The sequence below is a fragment of the Pseudolactococcus yaeyamensis genome, assembly GCF_054658615.1.
Window position 1 is genome coordinate 1 of the sequence record NZ_BAAGGP010000060.1, and the last position, 18,116, is coordinate 18,116.

Annotated in this window: 11 protein-coding genes; 1 reads left to right on the forward strand and 10 read right to left on the reverse strand. The window is 38.3% G+C overall.

Going from position 1 to position 18,116, the window contains the following annotated elements:
• Window positions 1-90: 90 nt before the first annotated feature.
• Window positions 91-333, forward strand: coding sequence for a hypothetical protein (locus tag ACYQ21_RS10950; RefSeq protein ID WP_460058462.1), 243 nt, complete (start codon window positions 91-93; stop codon window positions 331-333).
• A gap of 2 nt (window positions 334-335) precedes the next feature.
• On the opposite strand, the gene ACYQ21_RS10955 is transcribed toward ACYQ21_RS10950, so the two are convergent.
• The 10 genes from ACYQ21_RS10955 to ACYQ21_RS11000 form a co-directional block, all read right to left on the reverse strand.
• Window positions 336-10,079: an SNF2-related protein gene (locus tag ACYQ21_RS10955; RefSeq protein WP_460058463.1), complete on the reverse strand. Its 9,744-nt coding sequence runs from the start codon at window positions 10,077-10,079 to the stop codon at window positions 336-338.
• On the reverse strand, window positions 10,069-10,305 hold the full coding sequence (locus tag ACYQ21_RS10960; protein WP_460058464.1) for a hypothetical protein: 237 nt from the start codon (window positions 10,303-10,305) through the stop codon (window positions 10,069-10,071). The genes ACYQ21_RS10955 and ACYQ21_RS10960 overlap by 11 nt, the downstream gene beginning before the upstream one ends.
• 10 nt (window positions 10,306-10,315) lie before the next feature.
• Complete coding sequence (locus ACYQ21_RS10965) at window positions 10,316-10,873, reverse strand: EF0163 family protein (RefSeq protein WP_460058465.1); 558 nt, start codon at window positions 10,871-10,873, stop codon at window positions 10,316-10,318.
• Window positions 10,874-10,882: 9 nt separating this feature from the next.
• Window positions 10,883-11,989 (reverse strand): glucosaminidase domain-containing protein, encoded by a 1,107-nt coding sequence (locus ACYQ21_RS10970; RefSeq protein ID WP_460058466.1) that lies wholly within the window; start codon window positions 11,987-11,989, stop codon window positions 10,883-10,885.
• 13 nt (window positions 11,990-12,002) lie between these two features.
• Window positions 12,003-13,160, reverse strand: a complete 1,158-nt coding sequence (locus tag ACYQ21_RS10975) for a DUF3991 domain-containing protein (RefSeq protein WP_460058467.1) — start codon at window positions 13,158-13,160, stop codon at window positions 12,003-12,005.
• A gap of 158 nt (window positions 13,161-13,318) precedes the next feature.
• Complete coding sequence (locus tag ACYQ21_RS10980; protein ID WP_460058468.1) at window positions 13,319-14,176, reverse strand: BRO-N domain-containing protein; 858 nt, start codon at window positions 14,174-14,176, stop codon at window positions 13,319-13,321.
• A gap of 101 nt (window positions 14,177-14,277) precedes the next feature.
• Window positions 14,278-16,119 (reverse strand): MobP2 family relaxase, encoded by a 1,842-nt coding sequence (gene mobP2, locus ACYQ21_RS10985; protein ID WP_460058469.1) that lies wholly within the window; start codon window positions 16,117-16,119, stop codon window positions 14,278-14,280.
• Window positions 16,116-16,520, reverse strand: coding sequence for a hypothetical protein (locus ACYQ21_RS10990; protein ID WP_460058470.1), 405 nt, complete (start codon window positions 16,518-16,520; stop codon window positions 16,116-16,118). Before ACYQ21_RS10990 ends, mobP2 begins: the two co-directional genes overlap by 4 nt.
• Window positions 16,505-16,774: a hypothetical protein gene (locus ACYQ21_RS10995; RefSeq protein WP_460058471.1), complete on the reverse strand. Its 270-nt coding sequence runs from the start codon at window positions 16,772-16,774 to the stop codon at window positions 16,505-16,507. Before ACYQ21_RS10995 ends, ACYQ21_RS10990 begins: the two co-directional genes overlap by 16 nt.
• A 271-nt stretch (window positions 16,775-17,045) precedes the next feature.
• Entirely contained in the window at window positions 17,046-17,984 is a 939-nt protein-coding gene (locus ACYQ21_RS11000; protein ID WP_460058472.1) for a hypothetical protein, read from the reverse strand.
• Window positions 17,985-18,116 lie beyond the last annotated feature (132 nt).

Here is an 18,116-nt window from a genome sequence, read left to right on the forward strand (position 1 = left end):
GTTAGATATATAAGCAAGCATTATTATTCAAGAGTTTTAAAAAGACATCATCTAGGTTATAATAAAGAAAACAAACAAAGGAAGATAATCGTGGAAAAATCATTTAAAACATCTGAAAATCAACGCCTTGCCAGTCAACGATACCGTGACAAATTAACGCCTGAACAACGCACCTATAACAGCGCTAGGACTGCAAGCCAAACATTTGCCAGAAAACACGCCAGAAATCAAGAAGATGTCATCAACTTTGTGACTACTTATTTACGAGAAAATGCGAATGCTGAAGGTGAGTTTGCGAAACTCTGGCAAGAATTAACCGATAAATTGAAGTAAATTTACATCTCTTGCACAACTTCTTGATTCCGTTCATCTTGCTCTTGTGCTTCTGTGACTTCCTTTTCAAGCTTTTCTAAATCACTCAAACTCATATCAAGGGAAATAGCCTTGGTTAATCTATCGAGTTGATGGCTTTTCTCATGAAGTTCATCTGCTCGCTCAAACGGCTTGCCTAAATTGTCTTGTGCAGACACAAGCTCTGCTTGAACTTCTGTTAATTGATTTTCTCTTTGTTTCGCATACCTCCCTTCTTGGATGCTTACAACTTCATTGACGATCCGAGCGATACTCCCAGTTGGACTATCAAAATTCAAGTCAATGGCTTTATAGGCAACAGCTTCTCCGATAAGTTGAACCAAAGGTTCTAGCTGCCGAGTAGAGACACACAACTGGATACTTAACCCCGCAATCTCACCAATCGTTTTAGTTTCTGAGCTTGTTGAACTTTTCGCATATTCTCTTCCCTCTGTGAGTAAAGCAAGACCTGCCTCATCACGGTTGAAAAAAGGACGCCCTTGGATTGAAAGGACAAATTCTTCTCTTGAAAAACGTTGTGAAATAAGCGTTTGGTCAGAAACACAAGCCTTTAATTCTTCTTGGAGGTCAACTATTTTCTCAGGGAGTGTGCTGACTTTTTTCTCCCATTCTCGTTGTTCTTTGCCATAGTTCTGGGACAATAGTTTTAGTCGGTTGACATCATTTTCAAGCATGGCACGCTCTTTCAAAAGGGGATTGCCTGTCGCAATTGCTTTTACTTCACTCGCATCAATCACTGCCTCATCCACATCTTCCATACTTCGTGCAGGAGATTTACTGGTCATGACTTGTGTGATATATTTGAGTTTATTTTCGACAACTTGCCATCTGTATGCATCGAACGTGCCTTCTGTCACATAATTAAAGACATGAACATGCGAATTTTCATTGCCTTGACGAATCACTCGACCATTTCGCTGCTCCAAATCACTTGGACGCCAAGGAACATCCAAGTGATGAACTGCTAGTAATTTATCTTGTATGTTTGTGCCAGTTCCTAGCTTTTGAGTACTGCCTAACAACACCCTGACTTTTCCAACTCGAACATCTTGAAAAAGACGTTCTTTTTTCTTGTCATTGTTGGCTTCATGGATAAACTTGATTGCTTCACTTGGTATCCCTCGTTCAATCAAATCATCCTTAATGGCTTGGTAAACACTAAACTTATCTTGACTAGCGTTTGATTGAGGTGTGCCAAGGTCAGAAAAAATAAGTTGGGTGCTTTTTTCAGTACTTGTATCTTGCCAAATTTGAAAGACATTATCAACACAAGTTAGCAGTTTAGTGCTATCGTTACCATCAAAAAGAGAAGGATTGATAAGTCTAGGGTCTAAGGCAAGTTTACTAGCATCATTACAGAGTTTGAGCATATTATCTACTGCCATTTCGACACGTCCGCCACGAATATCTTCTGCCCGCTGAATCAAGGTGTTCATATAGACACGTTGGGCTTCAGTAATCGGACAAGCGACAATATGTGTGGTATGTTCTGGCACAGGCAACTTTAACATTTCCTGAGTTTGGACATCTGCGACGGAAGAAAATAGGCTCATGAGTTCAGGCACATTGGTAAACTGAGAAAAACGAGTTTTCTTTCGATACTTGCTGGCTTCAACGTTTAGCTCGACACTTTCTTCGATGATACCAAAGGTACTCGCCCATTTGTCGAAGTGATGAATGCCTGCTTCATCTAACACATCTGGTTCGAGGTAGTGCATGAGCGTATACATTTCCGCCATAGAATTTGAAATCGGTGTCCCTGTCGCAAAAACAATGTTGTTCCCGTTATGATGTTCTTGAATATGACGGACTTTCAGATACATATCTGTCGCTCGGTTACTCGCACTACTGTTAATCCCTGCGACATTACTGTGCTTGGTTTGAAAGAAGAGATTTTTAAAGTTATGACTTTCATCTATAAATAAGAAATCAACGCCCAACTCTTCAAAATCAATAAAAGTATCACGCTTTTGATGACCTTCTATCAACTTTTGGAGCTTGGCTTCAATTCTAACCTTGGTTTGTAGGGCTTGTTTGACAGTAAATCTTTCGCCATCTTCTTGTTTTCCTTCCCGAATTTGTGCCATCACATCACTCAGCTGATTTTCTAAATGACCTTTTTGTGCCTCTAAGCTCATCGGTACTCGCTCAAATTGGCTCATACCCATCACAATCGCATCATAAGTACCTGTCGCAATCCGAGAGATAAAAGCTTTTCGACTTTGCTTTTCAAAATCTTTAGCGGTTGTTGTGAGGACTTTTTTATTAGGATAAGCTCGCAAAATTTCTGAGCCAAATTCTCCCACTAAGTGATTTGGCACAACATAGAGTGGTTTTTGAATCATGCCCAGTTCTTGTAATTTCATGCCTGATGCGATCATCGTTAAAGTCTTACCACTTCCCACAACGTGGGCAAGCAAGCCCCTTTGTTCGTTCACGATTCTTGCTACCGCATCTTTTTGATGTGGGCGTAACTCAATATTTCGATTTAGACTATCAAAGGTCAAATGTCTACCATCATATTGGCGTAAAACAATATAGTTTTTCGTGAGATTATAGGTTGTTTCTAAGGTTTGACGGTGTTTAGAATTAGTTTCAATATAGCGTTTAAAAGCTTCTTGTAACTTACTTTGTTTTTCTTGTGCTAAAATTGTTTCTTTGGTATTAAAAATCCAATAGTCTTGTCCCGAATGATTGGTGACCTTATCTCGAACTTCTATAAATTGTTGGTTCAATGATTTTTCAAGCAGATAGCTTGTGCCAACTCGATTGGTACTATATGCTCTACTCTTTTTAGGTTGAAATCCCTTATCTTTTAGCACCCATCTATCAGAGTTGTCACGGATCATATTCTTTTTTGAAAACTCCAAATCTAAAACATCTTTCGCAAACGCTTGATAAATCTCCCATGAAATCCAACTAGACCCTAAACGATAATCAATCATTTCTAGTGGCAACCACTCAGGCTGAACAGCTTCAAGCGCCTGCACGTTTTCTTCAAAACCATCGTTTGGAAAATCTAGTAGACTTTGTTTTGCCTCTTCAAGTTTAGCTCGGACATTGCCTGAAAGATAGGCTGCTTTACTTTGCCACTGCTCACGTGTCGGGTCAAAGTAAATCTCGCCTTTTAATTCTGCCAGTATTTGTTCTTGGGCATAGGGATAGACATGCGCCATGAACTCTAAAGAAACACCCCCTCTATGATTGAGTGATAATTGTAAGGCTTCAAGAGCAGTTTGAGCTGTGACAAGTTGAGGCATTTTGCGAATGGTTGGATGTTCAAAAATTTCTGCTTTTTCATAGGTTACGAGAATATCCTCTCCTATCACTTCCTCTTTTGTAATTTCCAAGGCTTGTAGGAGTTGATAATGGTCATCTCTACGGAAAAGTGTTTGATTAGTTTGCGTATGAACAACCCCATATTTTTCTATAAAGCGGTCATAGACCTTGTTTAATGCTAATCTTGCCATTTCATACTGAGATTCTGAAAAAACATTGATGTCTGTTTGCGTTTCAAAAACAGCTTGAACGGCTTTTCGTAAGGCAATCAAGCCTGATAATCTTGACAACTGTTGCCCACTCACTTTGACTTCTTCTATGCCGACCGCATCACGATAGTAGGCTTTACCCTCAACTATTTCATGAGTAAAAGGCGCAATCTTTTCTTCTGAAATGGGGGAATACTGAGTGCCATTTTCTTGTAAATTTTCTTCGAGTAGTGGCAGGTTTCCTGTTTGATAAGTACCTCCAACTTTTTTTAGCTGCCTTGGCAAACTTTCTTCAAGTGGTGTACCATTTTCAACGACGGTCAAGGTCTTACCATGATAGTTTTGGATTTTGACCTTTCCCAAAATCTGTGACCGATTTCTCTCAAAATAAGTATTTAAAGCAATCTCTGAAGAAAAAGACGTCGCACCACTTGTGACCCATTGGGGATAGTTTTCAAGAGTGACGACTTCCTCTATTTCTGGTCGATATTCTTGTCTGATATAGCGCTCAGGATCTAGTGTCGTCTTTTGGAAAAAGAGAATATCACTCGTCACTTTTGTCCCTGCGAGCTTAGAAAAGGCAGTATTGGGCAGGCGAACAGCCCCTAAAAAGTTGGCTTGATTGGCAAGTTCTTTACGGAAACTTTGATTTTTCTTATCCATTGTCCCATTGGACGTAATCAGTGCTACTATGCCGTTTTCCCTTGTGAGTGATAGACTTTTTTGAATGAAGTAATCGTGAATCATATAGCCCTTTTTATCCGTTTCGCCTTGAATTTTCAGGTCAGAAAAAGGCACATTTCCGACAACTAAGTCAAATGTACCTTGATGAAAGTTTGTCGTTTCAAAACCTTGTATCCGAATATCTGCGTTCGGATGAAGTTGTTTGGCAATACTACCTGTAATCGTATCTAGTTCTACTCCGACAATCTCACTATTGCCTCGTAAATTTTGAGGCATGGCAGACAAGAAATTTCCTGTCGCAACTGAGGGTTCTAATATCCGTCCACCTTCAAATCCCATATCCTCTAGCTTTTCAAACATGGCACGAACAACATGAGGCTCGGTATAATAGGCTGTTAAAACACTCAATTCCATTGCCTGATATTCTTCTTTTGTGACAAGTGCTTGTAGTGCCAAGCGCTCAGCTTCATACTTTTCAAGTCGTTCGTCAAAGACATCAACTAAACCGCCCCAACCGACATATTTGGCGAGAATTTCCTGTTGTTCAGGTGCCGCTTGTTTCTTTTCTTGTTCTAACTGTTTGACGAGACGGACAGCTTCAAGGTTGGCTTTGATTTTGCCATCTTTTGTTTGGGGGTAGAAATGACTTGTATCTTCTGGAAAAGAAAAATCTTGTACATTTTCTATGATTTCTTTGGAAACTGTGTCTAAATCAACCTGACTTATATTCTCTGATTGCCATTGTTTTAAAAGACTTAAAGTAGTGCCATCATATTTTTGGGCATTTTCTAGCAGCTCGTCAATTCTTACTTTGTAAGCATCGTCTAACTCAGTGCTATATCTTGGAAACATCTCGGTCTCATAGGTATAATTTAAACCATTCTCCCTATCAATCTCATATAACTTGTCTTTTAGATAGTTTAACTGCATATTCTGAATAGGACTAGAATTTTCAGCTACTAATTCAAGATAGAATGTTTTTAATACTTCCCTTGAATCAGTTGCTTGATTATCCATTTCGTCAAACAAAGATAGCTCCTCGATAACTTCTGAACGGATTATTTCAGATTCAAAGGCTGATGTTTCTGCCTTTGTTATGGATTGAGTTTCTTGTCTATCACTTAAAACATACATTTCAAAACGAGTGTAAATGCCTTTGATAAAGTCTCTTGAAAAATCAATATCCCCTGCTTGCTCGTCGAGTGCTTGAGTGAAAATATAAGGAAAGATATCAAGCCGTGTTTCCATATTAACTGATATTTGTTCGCTTTCACGAGCATAAATGTACATCTCACTTAATGTATGAACCCAAGAATTTAACATCGAAAGTTCGCCATTGTTCACTGCTTCAATTTCATGGTTCACATTATAAGCAGCGATTGAGACTTCTCCCACAAGTCGACTACTGATTTCTGTCCCACGTGCAAAAATAGGCTCTGTTTTGAACAATTGGTATAAAGTATTTTGCTCTAACGTTCCTTTTTCCTTGTACAATGCCTCTGTCTCATCATCAATTGATTCAAACAAGGCACGGTTTTCTGATAGGATTTCTAAGGAGCGATCTTTCAAGGATTCAAAGGCATGGCTATTTCCTAAATGTTTCATCATGAAAATGAAATATAGGTCATCTGCTAGAGTGAATGTAAGCTCGCTTGTCCTAAGTTTGTCTTGAATTGAGTTTAATAATTCAGCCGTTCGTTCTTTTAATGACACAGGCTGTAAATCTTGAACTTTATCTAAAACCTGTGCCTTGTTTATTTCAGTCAAATGATGCTCTGAAAACAATTCTTTGAACTGAACTAGCTTATCGTCAGTAAGATAAGTAACCCTGCTATTTTTATAATCAATCGTCGCAAGTAACAGGACTTGGTTGGAAATTTCAAAGCTATTTTTGGCTTTGTTATCACGTAAAGTATAACCCAACTGATGTTTTTGAAATGCCTTTAAAATATCTTCAAATAATTTATCGCTTGGAGATTGGTTCATTTCTTCGTTCACATGAACAACGTTTATCCCCATGTTACGTGCTAAGTCTGTGGCTTTTATTTCTCTTGTTTTTTCTTGACTGATAACCTCTGTTGATTCGCTAAGAACACGCCCTCTTTCTTTTGCGATTTCTCTTATCTGTTCCGCATATTCTTCCGCAATCTCCCTTCGTTCAGTCGCAGTCAGTTCTGAAAAGCTATTTTTTCCAAAAGCATTATAGGCTTCACTATCAAGATACTCTTTGACCGATTTTTCTACATCCATTTGAGCCACATCGCCTAAGTCTGAGAACCTTTGTTCATACTCAGATAGTGCCAATAATTCAAATAAAGAATTATAAATTTCTTGCGTGTCTAAAGTCGTTTCACTTTTTTCTGCCTCAACTTCACGCTCTCTCATTTTTTCAAGCTCTTGCAAATCGTTAAAACTATAAAAAAGTGTTTCCGCAAAACCTGTCAAAGTTTGTGGGAAATTATCGCCTGCACCCAAAGAAAATCCTTGATAATCTAGCTGTTCTTCTCCATTGACAACAGATAGAGGGAGACCATTATCATAAAAATTTTGATAGTCTTGAAAAGTTTGCCTAACGCCATTAAACTTCCGTTGTTCAAAATCATTATCAAAGTCAAAGACAGTCATATCTTCAAGCGTAACCATTGAAAAGTCTGATATCAATAAATGCTCATAATAGGCAGAAAGGCGTGGATAAGCACCAATCAATTTGTATGCCAGCTCATCGCCTTTAATGATTGGGTCAATAAAGTCTATTGTTCCTTTTTGCCTATCATTAACAACTTGCCCATCTTCATCCACAATCACAGCTTCCTTAAACTGAGGCTCAGTTTTATCGGAAAGATAAGTAAGCGCTGTTTCATAATTGTCAAAAGCCATGGCGTTTGACAAAACGTTTGTACTATTTGTGGCAATGAGAACATCGCCCATTCTGATTTCATCTATATAGTAACTATCATCATCTTCTGAAAGTTGAATATAGTATTTACCAGTAGCCTCATTCTCATTTTCAGCTTTAACTAATTTTTGATGAGAGGTGTCTATTTCAAAACCAAGCTGTTGTGAATCTTTCAAACTATGATAAAGCATTTCAGAAATTTCTCTAGTTGTAAGATTAAACTGCTCATTTTCTAAAAGACTGCCGAAAACTGTTTCATTATCATGATAATGTTCAACTAGAGCCTTTTCTAATTCATCTGCGACCGCAAAATAGAAATCTCCTAAATCATTGACTTGACTACTTTTGATAAGTTTTTCATTATGTTTTAAACCGTCTATTAAATCATCTAAAGTTCTAAGTGGTTCTAAAGTTTTTTCCTCTGGTTCAACAGGTGTCAATTCCGTCATATCGTCAAATAGATTGATTGCTTCGGCTTGACTAAATTGATGAGTCGCTTGAATTTTCTCTTTCAAATCTTGATAGTCATGCCATGAACTGTATTGAGTATCCGCATCATCTAACCATGCTTGGTATCCTGTAGCTTCTTGAGGATTTCTCAAATACTCCCCATTTATAACAAGCTCTCGAACTTTTTCACTTACACTTTTCCAAGACAAAACTACCCCTAATTCAGGGAAATCAATGCCTTTCTTGATGTGGTCTACCCAGATTTCAGATGAACTGTGACCATAAGTTGTGCTATAAAAAGTTCGGATGACCTCTTGCGCTTCTTTCTTACTCATGTTGGGAAATTCAGAGAATAAAGCCTGCATAGGAAACTTGCCATTTCGTGTGCCTGTCCCCCTTTTGATTTCCTTAGTATAAATCTCATCTAAAGATAGTTCATCAATCGGAGTAGTTTCTTCTTTTTGAATATCAGGGGAGCTAGTGACGGCTTGAGCCTGAATATCTGCCAACCGTTCAGAAAGCGTGAAAAGTCCTTTCAAGCGCTCATCCGCTTGACTTTTCAATCTCCAGACTTGTGTTTCCGAGGAATACTCGCCTTGAACAGTCTCTAAGACCCCATTAAGAGATATTTTTGAAATTATAAGTGTATTTTCTCCCTCAATATCAAGAGAAAAAGTATCTTGTAAACCATTTTCTGCCAAGAGTGTTTCGAATCGTGCTTTTTCTAAATAAAGTGGGTCAGCACTTGTTGGCGTTTCTTCCCCTTGTAGCTTCTCTAGCTGCTCCTGCTTGGTTTCTTCAACCAGAAATTGATAAGCCGTTTCGCCACTTTCAATTAAAAGTTGTTCAAGTGTGATGCCTTCCTCTAAAGATTGGAGCTGATTTGAAAAATAACTAAAATCTTGTGTATAATTTGCACCGTAGGCTAAAATCCCTAACTTTTGTAAGCCTGCCTCGTCATCTTCCCAAACTTCCACAATATAAGGACTTTGAGGATTTTCAGATAGCTCATCAACTTCCCCTTTGGGGCTATAAACTTTCAACTCTAAAGCTATGACTTTTTCATTTAACAGAAATTCCGTTGATTGAAAATAGGTGCTTACTTCTTCATTAAGTGAGCTCAGAAACTCTAGACGACTTTCATCTGAAAACTGTTCTAAAATCAAGGCATAATCAACTTCTGATTGTGTAGGCTCTACCTCAAAGGCAAACAAATCATCTTTTGTTTCAAGACTGATTTCTTCTTGGTTTAATTCTGTTTCAAGTTGTTCTAAATCAACTAGCCTTTCGAGTGGCTGTTGAAAATATTGCTCATATTTTGCCACAAAATCTGTGTGTTCTAAAACATCCGTCAAGAATAATTGACTCCCTTGATAGGCAATCTCCATACTATTTTTGGCTTGATTGTAAGTCACGTTAAATTGTTCACTTATGTCTGAAACTGAAAGTAGTCTTGCCAATTCCTCTAAGAATTGAGTTTCAAATACTTGTCGTTCTGTCTCAATTTTCTGTGACTGAAATTGGATTCTATCCAAACCTGTCGTTAATTCTTGTTCAATTCGCACACAGAGGTTATTGGCAACTTTAACTACATTCATCAAATTGTGCGGCGTAGCTAAATGTTTCTTGATTTCACCAAGCGTATCGCTACTAATTTCAAAGCCTAAGGTATCACTTAAGGTATAAGTCGCAATAAGTGGGACAAGTTCTTTTTCAGTCGCAGTCAACTGCTCATAATTTTCAAGTACAGGAGAAGAAAAGTCCCGCAGAAATTCTTCTAAACCAAATTCGAGATACTCACTGTAATCTACTTGCATAAGATATTGGCTCACGGTATAAAAATCATCAAGCGGAAACTTGACTATTTCCCTTTTACCTTGAGTTGTTTGTGAAACATCAAAATAGCTGATTCGTTTTGATAATAAATCACTGCGATCAAGCATCAAATAGCTTGCGGTTTGACCACTTTTAACTGAAACATTTAAAGTTTGCCAGTCCTCAAAAGTCTTGACTGCTGTACTCTGAGGATTTTGTCCGTGTAAAAAGACAATATCCTCTAATTTCCAATCATAAAAGTAACGATTTTGTGCTAGAAACTCTAATTTATCTGCTTGACTACCATTTTGAAGTTTTTCTATCGTTTGATTGTATTGCTTACGCAATTGAATATTTTTCATATCAATAACCATTTGTACTGCCTCCGTTTTTCTTGCTTGTTTCTTGATGTAAGAGCTTTACCTTTAATGCTTGATTTTCCTGTAAAAGCGATTGATAGACAGGTGGCGCTAAACAAACCAAAATCTCCTCCTGCCAATATTTCCAAACATGAACTGCTTGACTCGTCCTTTCTGAAAGCAGTCTTGCCTGATGTGGATTTCGCTTTAACTCACTCATGGCTATATTTTTCTGTGTCATCATTCCTCCCTCAATAGGCTAACTTATACAGGTGATAGCGCATCTGACTGATTTTGCCTACCTCATTGATTTCAAGTGCTATCATATACATCAGATTTGTTCCTTCTTGTGCTTGTTCAACCTCTACCAACCATTTTTGAGCATTTTCCTTATCTTGAAATACCGCAATCACTTGACCCGAACTTGTTAGAGTTGTCGGAATCGTTTCTTTCAAGCTATTTTCCTTGGCATATTTCTCTGTCACAAGCGGTAATAAACTTTGATTTCTTTCATCAATAGACTGGTAATTGATGTACTTTTCCGCAAATGCTCTAGCTGTTTGTTCTGTCGAAAGTGTTGGTTTATTTTCTTCATCTAGTTTATCTACCTGAGATTTTTCTACTCCCTCATGCGTTTGTGCTGTTTCTTTTCTTTGTTCTGACATTGTATTGGTTTGATGATTTCTAAAAGTTGGTGCGACTTGACTTTCCTTTTCATTGGAAAAGATAAAATAAACACCCCCCAGAATAAAAAACACCAGACAAACCAACAATACAACGACACCTATTTTCGATTTTTGTTCAATCATGTTATGCCCTTACCTTTCTTTTCTAATAATACTTGTGACATTAGGAAATTCTTGTCCCCATGTCCGAGTGTATTTGGCAACTATTTGCCCTTTTTCTGAATTTTGTTCGTATAAAATAAGCTTTTTACTTCCAATATCGACATGAGCCACAACAGCCGTATGCCCAAAAACTGATATGGCATAGCCACCCCTACCAAAGTTGATAATATCGCCTGACTTCACTTCCTCAAATTTGGGATTGAAAATGACTTTTCCGCCAAACTTTGCCCAATCGTAATCGCTCCCAATCTTACTGGCATACATAAAACCACTGCCCATTAAATCAAGCCCATAAACTGAGTTGGCATAAAAAGCGCTTAAGCCGTAACACTGTCCACCATTAACTTGTTCCCCAATCATTTTCTCTAAACTTGCGATACCGCCACTCTCGTCAAGGGGTGTATCAGAGGTTTGCCAATGGTCAATCGCAAATTTGTCATATCGTTCTACCCATTTATTTGACTGTATCATGTTCATACAATTAAGGTAATAAGCACTTGTTTCATCAATCCCAGCTGCCGCATAACCACCTCGCCCTAAAATCAACAGAACCTCACTCGGATTTTTATTGCCTCTGGAAGCACTAAAATTGAGTTGAGAAACAAGCATGAAACCATAATAAGAAAACCCTGTCTCCTGATTGGGGAATTTCATATAGTAGCCACCTTCAACACCACCTATACCTCGACTTGTCCCCTGTGGGAAAGGACAGCCTAAATACCACGTAATCCCAAAGTTATTGAAATCATTTTTAGCTGAAAGTGATTCCCCCCAAGAACTTTCATAAGCATACTGCGATAGAATAACGCTTGGCAACAGGCGATATTTAACCGCCGTTCCAACCGCAAACTGAGCGACTTCATCGCTTATCTGCCCGCTGCCTTTAATTTCTGGAAATTTTGGGAGGTCAGAAGTAAATGCGCCCGACCAATTTCCAGTGCTGCTTGTCCTTTCTTCCTCAGAGGCAACTAGCGTGATAATACTTTGTACTGACTGACCTAACCCCTGTATAATTCCCAGAAAAACAACTAAGCCAATCACAAGACTTAAGAGGAATGCTTTGGTTTTGAATTTCATCTATTTCTTCCCTTCACGATGTCATTTGTTGGGCAACAATCCTTGGCGCATTCTCTTTTTGTTTTGTTGGTGTGATTTCTGAGCCTTTCTTTTGTTTTGCCTCAGCTTTATGCGTAAATTTGAGTAAGTCGTTAAAGTCTATCTCAGTTTCCCCTTCAATTTCAGGTAGTTCATCACATACCTTTGCTTGAACAAAATTTTTGGAATAGCCTAACGCCAATAGATTTTCTCGAAAGCTCTGTGTAAAGGCTCGTCCCGCCTCATCATTATTGACGCAAAGTGTGATTTGTGGATAATAATCTAGGCTATTTTCAGTTAATGCCTTATTATTCATCACAATTTTGCCATAAAAATCATGTACCATAGTGTGCTTTAAACCGTGCATGGAAAGATATTCCACATTGTTGTCTTTCGCATAATCGGACGAAAAAATCGTCTGTTTATATAGGGAGAGATAGCTCAAAACTTCAATTGGTGCTTCAAAAACTTTTAGCTCCGTTGTGGGTTTGGTATGGGTCATTCGAGCATGAAACCCGGCATTGTGTTCATTATTTTCATGTAACTGCATGAAATAAGGTCTATCTTTTATTAAGCGCTTAGCCTTTGGTATTTTTACTGTGCCACGCAATTCCACCCCGTTACAACGCACACTACCTTGTTTCGAGGATTCAGAGCGTTCCAACATTTTAAAGACAATATTCTGCCGTGTATCTTGACGGACTAGCCCTTTCATATATAAGTCCGTCACAAGCTGCGGATCAATTTCTCTTACTTTTGTTAGATAATCAAAGCCTTTGGTAAAAGTTTGTGATTCCCGTATCTCTTTGGTGTAATTAAAATTTGATTGATTTTCTTGTCTGTCTAAAAAATAAGCCGAGACGTCACTTGCTTGTGCGCTTAAAACATCGCCAATTGCCTCTTGAAAAGGCAAATCATACAACATCATGGCAACTGTCAAACAATTTGTTGTATGTCGGATTTCTTTTCCCTCATATGGCATCCCCTTATTGAAATGAATCATCTTTTTCCTATCATCAAAGACCCAACTAGAATGTTCCGAATGTCGATAATAGCCCCCTTCCTTGATAAAATCTTCACCGTGCGCAATCATATACTCTAAAATATCGGTATTTCTTGCTTGTGCTACCTGTGTTTCCGTATAAAATTTCATGTCTCACTTCCTCCCTTCAAGAAGAAAAAAGAGCCTAGAAGATTCTGCTTCTACGCTCTTAACTGTCTCTATTCAATTGTTTTTATCTATTTGTGTACCAAAAAAGCAAGAAAGATTATCCTCTCTTGCTTACTCTATTTATAAATGAAACCAATAAATCACTGGTCTTTTTCTTCTAAGTCTAATTGGATTTGCCTTAAATTCTTAGCGTTTAACTTGCTTATGGCGGGTTTTCCTGTTTTTAGTTCCAACTGTTCTCTAGCGCTCTTGGCAATACTTGCGCCCTCTTTAGCGATAGTCTTACTTTCATCAAAATCAGACGGTTCACGTGCTACCGATATATCTGTGGCAGTAACTTCCGCAAGCATATTCAAGACCTGTTCAGTATTAGTCATGTTATCCCTGAGATTTTCTTTTTTTAAGCCTTTGTGATTTTTATACGCTCTAGTTTTCAGACCACTCCAAGTCTCAGTCATCAAATCAGTTAAAGTCGCATACTCTTTCCCTCTTTTGACACCAGACTTATCCCATTCGTCTGTTAAGCCTTTTCTGACTTCAATTGAGCGAATCCGCTGATTAATCCAACTCTCTGAATAACCAAGACGGCGATAGTTTTGAATGGCTCTGTCAATCGAAAGCTCAGGGTCAACCGTCTCATCAATACGTTCACTCCCGACTTGCGCCAACCAAAGTTTAAAGGGTTCAGCTTTTTTGCTTGGAATGGATTGAATCAGGCGTAAGATTTGTTCAGTATCTGCCACATCAGTCAATCTCATTTTGCCATCGGGCGCTTTCATTTTCAACTGGTTAGTATGACTAACCAGTTGACTTCCTTCATCCGTCAGTTTCTTTTTCAACCATTTCCAATAATTTCGAACTTTAGTGTAATTACTTTGTTCAGTTAAAATAGCCACCACATCAATAATTGACAGCCACCATTTTTCATTTTCTTCATCCCAAACGGTACGGACTTGCCCATTTTCAAAGAGCTTGATATCATTTTTAGGTTCAGTCATCTTGTTCTCCTTTGCCTTGTCATCTTTAGTTTAACATTTAAGTAGCCAAACTACCACAATACATTTTTTCTCTGTTTGTTAATATACTCAACCTCTCCAGACTAAACCTGCCTTTCCTGTTCAAATTCTAACTGTCGATGTGCTTGCTCATTCAAAAAATCTTGATAGGTACGACGAAAGACTTTTTGAATATGATGTGATAAGTGTTGATTTTGAAAATTTTTCATTTGATTTTCTCGATAGCTTCCTTTTCTTGAACTGACACCTTTCTTTTTGTCAAGCTGTTCTTCTAACTTTATTTTCTTCATCATCTGCTCTAGCGGTATAGTGCCTTGATAAATTACTTGACTCATGTCAAAGCGACCACTTTCTTTAAAAGCCACTAATCGCCCCTGCTCGTCTTTGACTGGGTCAATAACCGAAATAGGTGGCGCCTTGGGAGAAATCAGAAATTGATAGTATGTCCATTTTTCTTTCGTAAATAAAAGGGTGGCGTTTGGACATTGCGCCAAAATTCTGAGTTGATTCTTCGGACTAAAATCGTGCAGATTGGTCATTTTATCAGATTGAGCTTGTCCGTTTTCTTTTGATAAGTTTTCTCTTAATTGTTGCCTATTGATTTCAAAACGTTGGGAAGTGATGGAAGAAGTCCCTTGAAGTTTTGGAATTTTTTCAGGCAACGCCCGTTCTTCTTTTTCAAGAAGACTGGGAGCTAAATTTTCCAAACGGTTCGTAACTTCTCTTACTTGACGAACTGGTGCGGTATGTCTCACTAATTTTTCTAGCGCTTTTTCAATCGCTTGTTCTCTATCAGTCATTTTAGAAAATGGTAAGCTAGCCATTTGATTATCTAACCTAGAACCATGAATTGACCTTGTGTGACTTTCATTTCTCAATTCATTCAAAATATCATTTCCTAGTCGCTTATAAAGCACTGCCCATTTTCCTTTTTGCCAATCCCCCTGACCTTTGAAATCCCCATAAGTACGCCCTTGTTCCTGCTCAATTTTGTCAAATAAACTTTTCAAGGTTTGAATTTCCTCTATAAAATAATCTTGAAGAAAATTATCCACAAGCGCTTGAAGGGGTTCGTCAAAACTGAAACGTTTGGCATAACCCTCTTTCCAATACCCTTTTTCAAGCGGCAGTTTTTGGCGCAAGAGATTGAGAGTCTGATGTAACTGAGGACTATCCATTTCAAGAAAAGGCGCTTTTCGTTTGCCTTCAATCATGATTTTTTGTAAAGCATCAATTTGTTGGTAAAGTGGGACAAGCTCCAACAGGTCATTTGCGAAACCACTTTTCATGGCTCGCAATGTTTTCCGACTTCGATTACCTTTTCCCTCCATACAGATCTCACCTGTCTCCTTATCCACCAATCGCTTGTTCTCACGAGTGGGATAAGGCTCGACCGTTGCCACATGAACGTGAATATTTTTTGTATTGTAATGAATGCTCGCAGTCCAAACCGCACTGTCAAGTAAACCCTCATGCTTTAACATCTGATTCATGCCTGCACGAGTCGCACTTTGGATTTTCAGCTCATCTAATTCATTGGTCTTAGGATTGAGAAAACCCTTCTCAACCAACCAAGCATTGTCAAAACTGAAAACATCTTGCCACATCACACTCTCATTATCATAAGCCAGTTGAAATTTCTCTTTCAGCTCCAGTTTCTCATCAAGGGTCAAATCATTTTTATCTTGTGTAAACAAGTGACTGGTCTTATAAGGATTTGCCATATAATCAATGTAGTCATCCAAATTTTCTGCCTCATCTGAATAAATCGCACCCGTATTTTCTTGATTGATAAAAGCTGAGTAAGCGTAGTATCTTTCATTTCGAACTGCTTCATCTCTTGCCATATAATCAATGTATGACCCAAATACCTTAGACTTAGGGCGGGCAAACTTCCCTGTCATAATGATGGCTGGCTTACTCATATTTTCCCTCGTTGCACATGGCGCATTTGGTCATGGTGTAAAGTTTGAACATGGTCAGTTGCTTTTTTTACCGCAAGTTGTTGCTCTTCTTGCCTAGAATAAAAATCGACATTATCCCCACCTGCCAACCGAGAATTTTCAAGTTCGAGTAAGACATCTGTGTTTTTCTCAATCGCTCGAAGAAGGGGCAATAAATTGGCTCGGTAACTTGAATCAAGTATTCTTAACTTTTCTTCAAGCTTCTCATTTTCTTGTGCCAACTGCACGTATCGAGCAAGCACATCATTCAAGGCTTGATTTTTACTTTGCCCATTTTCCGTTAAGCGGGCAAGGGCAAGTTGGGCAACTGGATTGGGGCGATAGGAAAATTCGTGACGCTGCTTTTTTAGTTTTCGTTCCATTCAGGTAATGCTCCTTCCTCAATTGCTTGGGCGATCATTTGTGTATTCAAATCAAGATGCGCCACAACGCCCTCAACCAATTTTTCATAGCGATAAGTCTGGTCAAGGATAATCGGTAAGGTCGCAATATGATGAATCAAGTAACGCAAATACGCCGAACGATTCATGCCATGTTTCGCTGCCTCCTCATCAAATAAAGTCAAATCAATGGTCGGTACATTCCAAACTTTAATCGTCTGTACTTCTGATTTCAAATATTTTCCTGCTTTCTTTTCATTCTCTTTTGAACATTCTTGTTCTAAATGCAAGGGCATAAGACAAAACAGGGGCGCTATCGCTCCCCAACCCGACGGTGTCGGGTGTTTACTGCGTCCCTCTAGTCTTGCCCATTAGTGGGCGTTTAGTGGGTGATTTTTAGGTACTTTAGTGGAAAATAGTGGTGCTTACCACCAAATTAGTGGCGCATTTTTCAGCTATAACTTTCCGAAAAACTAGGAAATAAACTAAGTCATATGGATTATTTTTTCAATCACTAGCCACTTTTTTATCATCCCCATTTATCAAATCAGCTTGTTTCAATTTCAACTTGTTGATTTTTTCCTCTAGCTCAATATTGGCTTGTTCTGCCTCCTTAATTTTTGCCTGCATACCTTCTTTTTCTTGTTTGATATTATCTATCGCCTGATTCGATTTCTCTTTTTCAGTTGCTGTTTGATAGACTTGTTCTGCCTCAATTTGTTTCATTTGTTCATCAAACAAAGGGAGTTCCTTTTCCAAAGTTTTGATATTTCTGAGATTACTTGACACAAATTCTTTAGCCCGAACAACTTCCAAATCTAAAGCTTCAATCAAATACTTCTGAATATTTTCAGGTCTAACTCCCTCGCTTGATTTGATTTTAGACCTTGAAATGAACAAGGCTGTTTGACTAATTTCTGTACTCTTCTTTCCTTTTTCTTCATTGCTCGGTGAGAGAAATCGCTCAATATCTAGCGTTTTTAAACTTGAAACTTGTCGTGTCTCAAGTCCAATGTCTATCACAACTTGCCGAAAGTTTTTCGGTAGCTCATAGACTTGTAAAAGTAAATAATGCTCAGTCAGAGGCACAACTTTCGAGCGAAGAATTTGCTTACTTTGTGTTTCTCCTGCAATCATTTCGACCTGACTACCAGTAGGTAAATCTTGATTAGCTTGCAAGAAAACTTCAAGATAATGCGTCTCATCATTGTAATTACGACCAACCACACGAAAGCTCACACCGCCAAAGTTTAGCGTATATTTCTTGCTTGGTGGTGTATCTTCGTGGTCTGTTTCTGTACCAAAATAGAAACTAGGCATCATAAAAAACAAAGCACAAAATAGAGTGACACCCATCGCAATTTTATAAAAGCGACTAGGATAAAATCGTCCCTTTCTCTTTTTAGTTCGCCGTTTATCAAAGAAATCATTAACCCATTTTCTCATTAGACACCTCCTCGTATAATATATTCTAGTAGTGATTAACCACTACGATTTTTACCTAATTGATATTAATTTTCACTTGACTACTGAGCCGTTTCTCAGAGATAATAGTTCTGGAATGGACTCACGGATTTT

Excerpts from the sequence above, each read along its gene's own strand:
- ACYQ21_RS10960 (WP_460058464.1), bottom strand. The coding sequence starts at position 10,305 with ATGACACAGAAAAATATAGCCATGAGTGAGTTAAAGCGAAATCCACAT.
- ACYQ21_RS10975 (WP_460058467.1), bottom strand. The coding sequence starts at position 13,160 with ATGAAATTTTATACGGAAACACAGGTAGCACAAGCAAGAAATACCGAT.
- ACYQ21_RS10965 (WP_460058465.1), bottom strand. The coding sequence starts at position 10,873 with ATGATTGAACAAAAATCGAAAATAGGTGTCGTTGTATTGTTGGTTTGT.
- ACYQ21_RS10970 (WP_460058466.1), bottom strand. The coding sequence starts at position 11,989 with ATGAAATTCAAAACCAAAGCATTCCTCTTAAGTCTTGTGATTGGCTTA.
- ACYQ21_RS10980 (WP_460058468.1), bottom strand. The coding sequence starts at position 14,176 with ATGACTGAACCTAAAAATGATATCAAGCTCTTTGAAAATGGGCAAGTC.
- ACYQ21_RS10990 (WP_460058470.1), bottom strand. The coding sequence starts at position 16,520 with ATGGAACGAAAACTAAAAAAGCAGCGTCACGAATTTTCCTATCGCCCC.
- ACYQ21_RS10955 (WP_460058463.1), bottom strand. The coding sequence starts at position 10,079 with ATGGTTATTGATATGAAAAATATTCAATTGCGTAAGCAATACAATCAA.
- mobP2 (WP_460058469.1), bottom strand. The coding sequence starts at position 16,119 with ATGAGTAAGCCAGCCATCATTATGACAGGGAAGTTTGCCCGCCCTAAG.
- ACYQ21_RS11000 (WP_460058472.1), bottom strand. The coding sequence starts at position 17,984 with ATGAGAAAATGGGTTAATGATTTCTTTGATAAACGGCGAACTAAAAAG.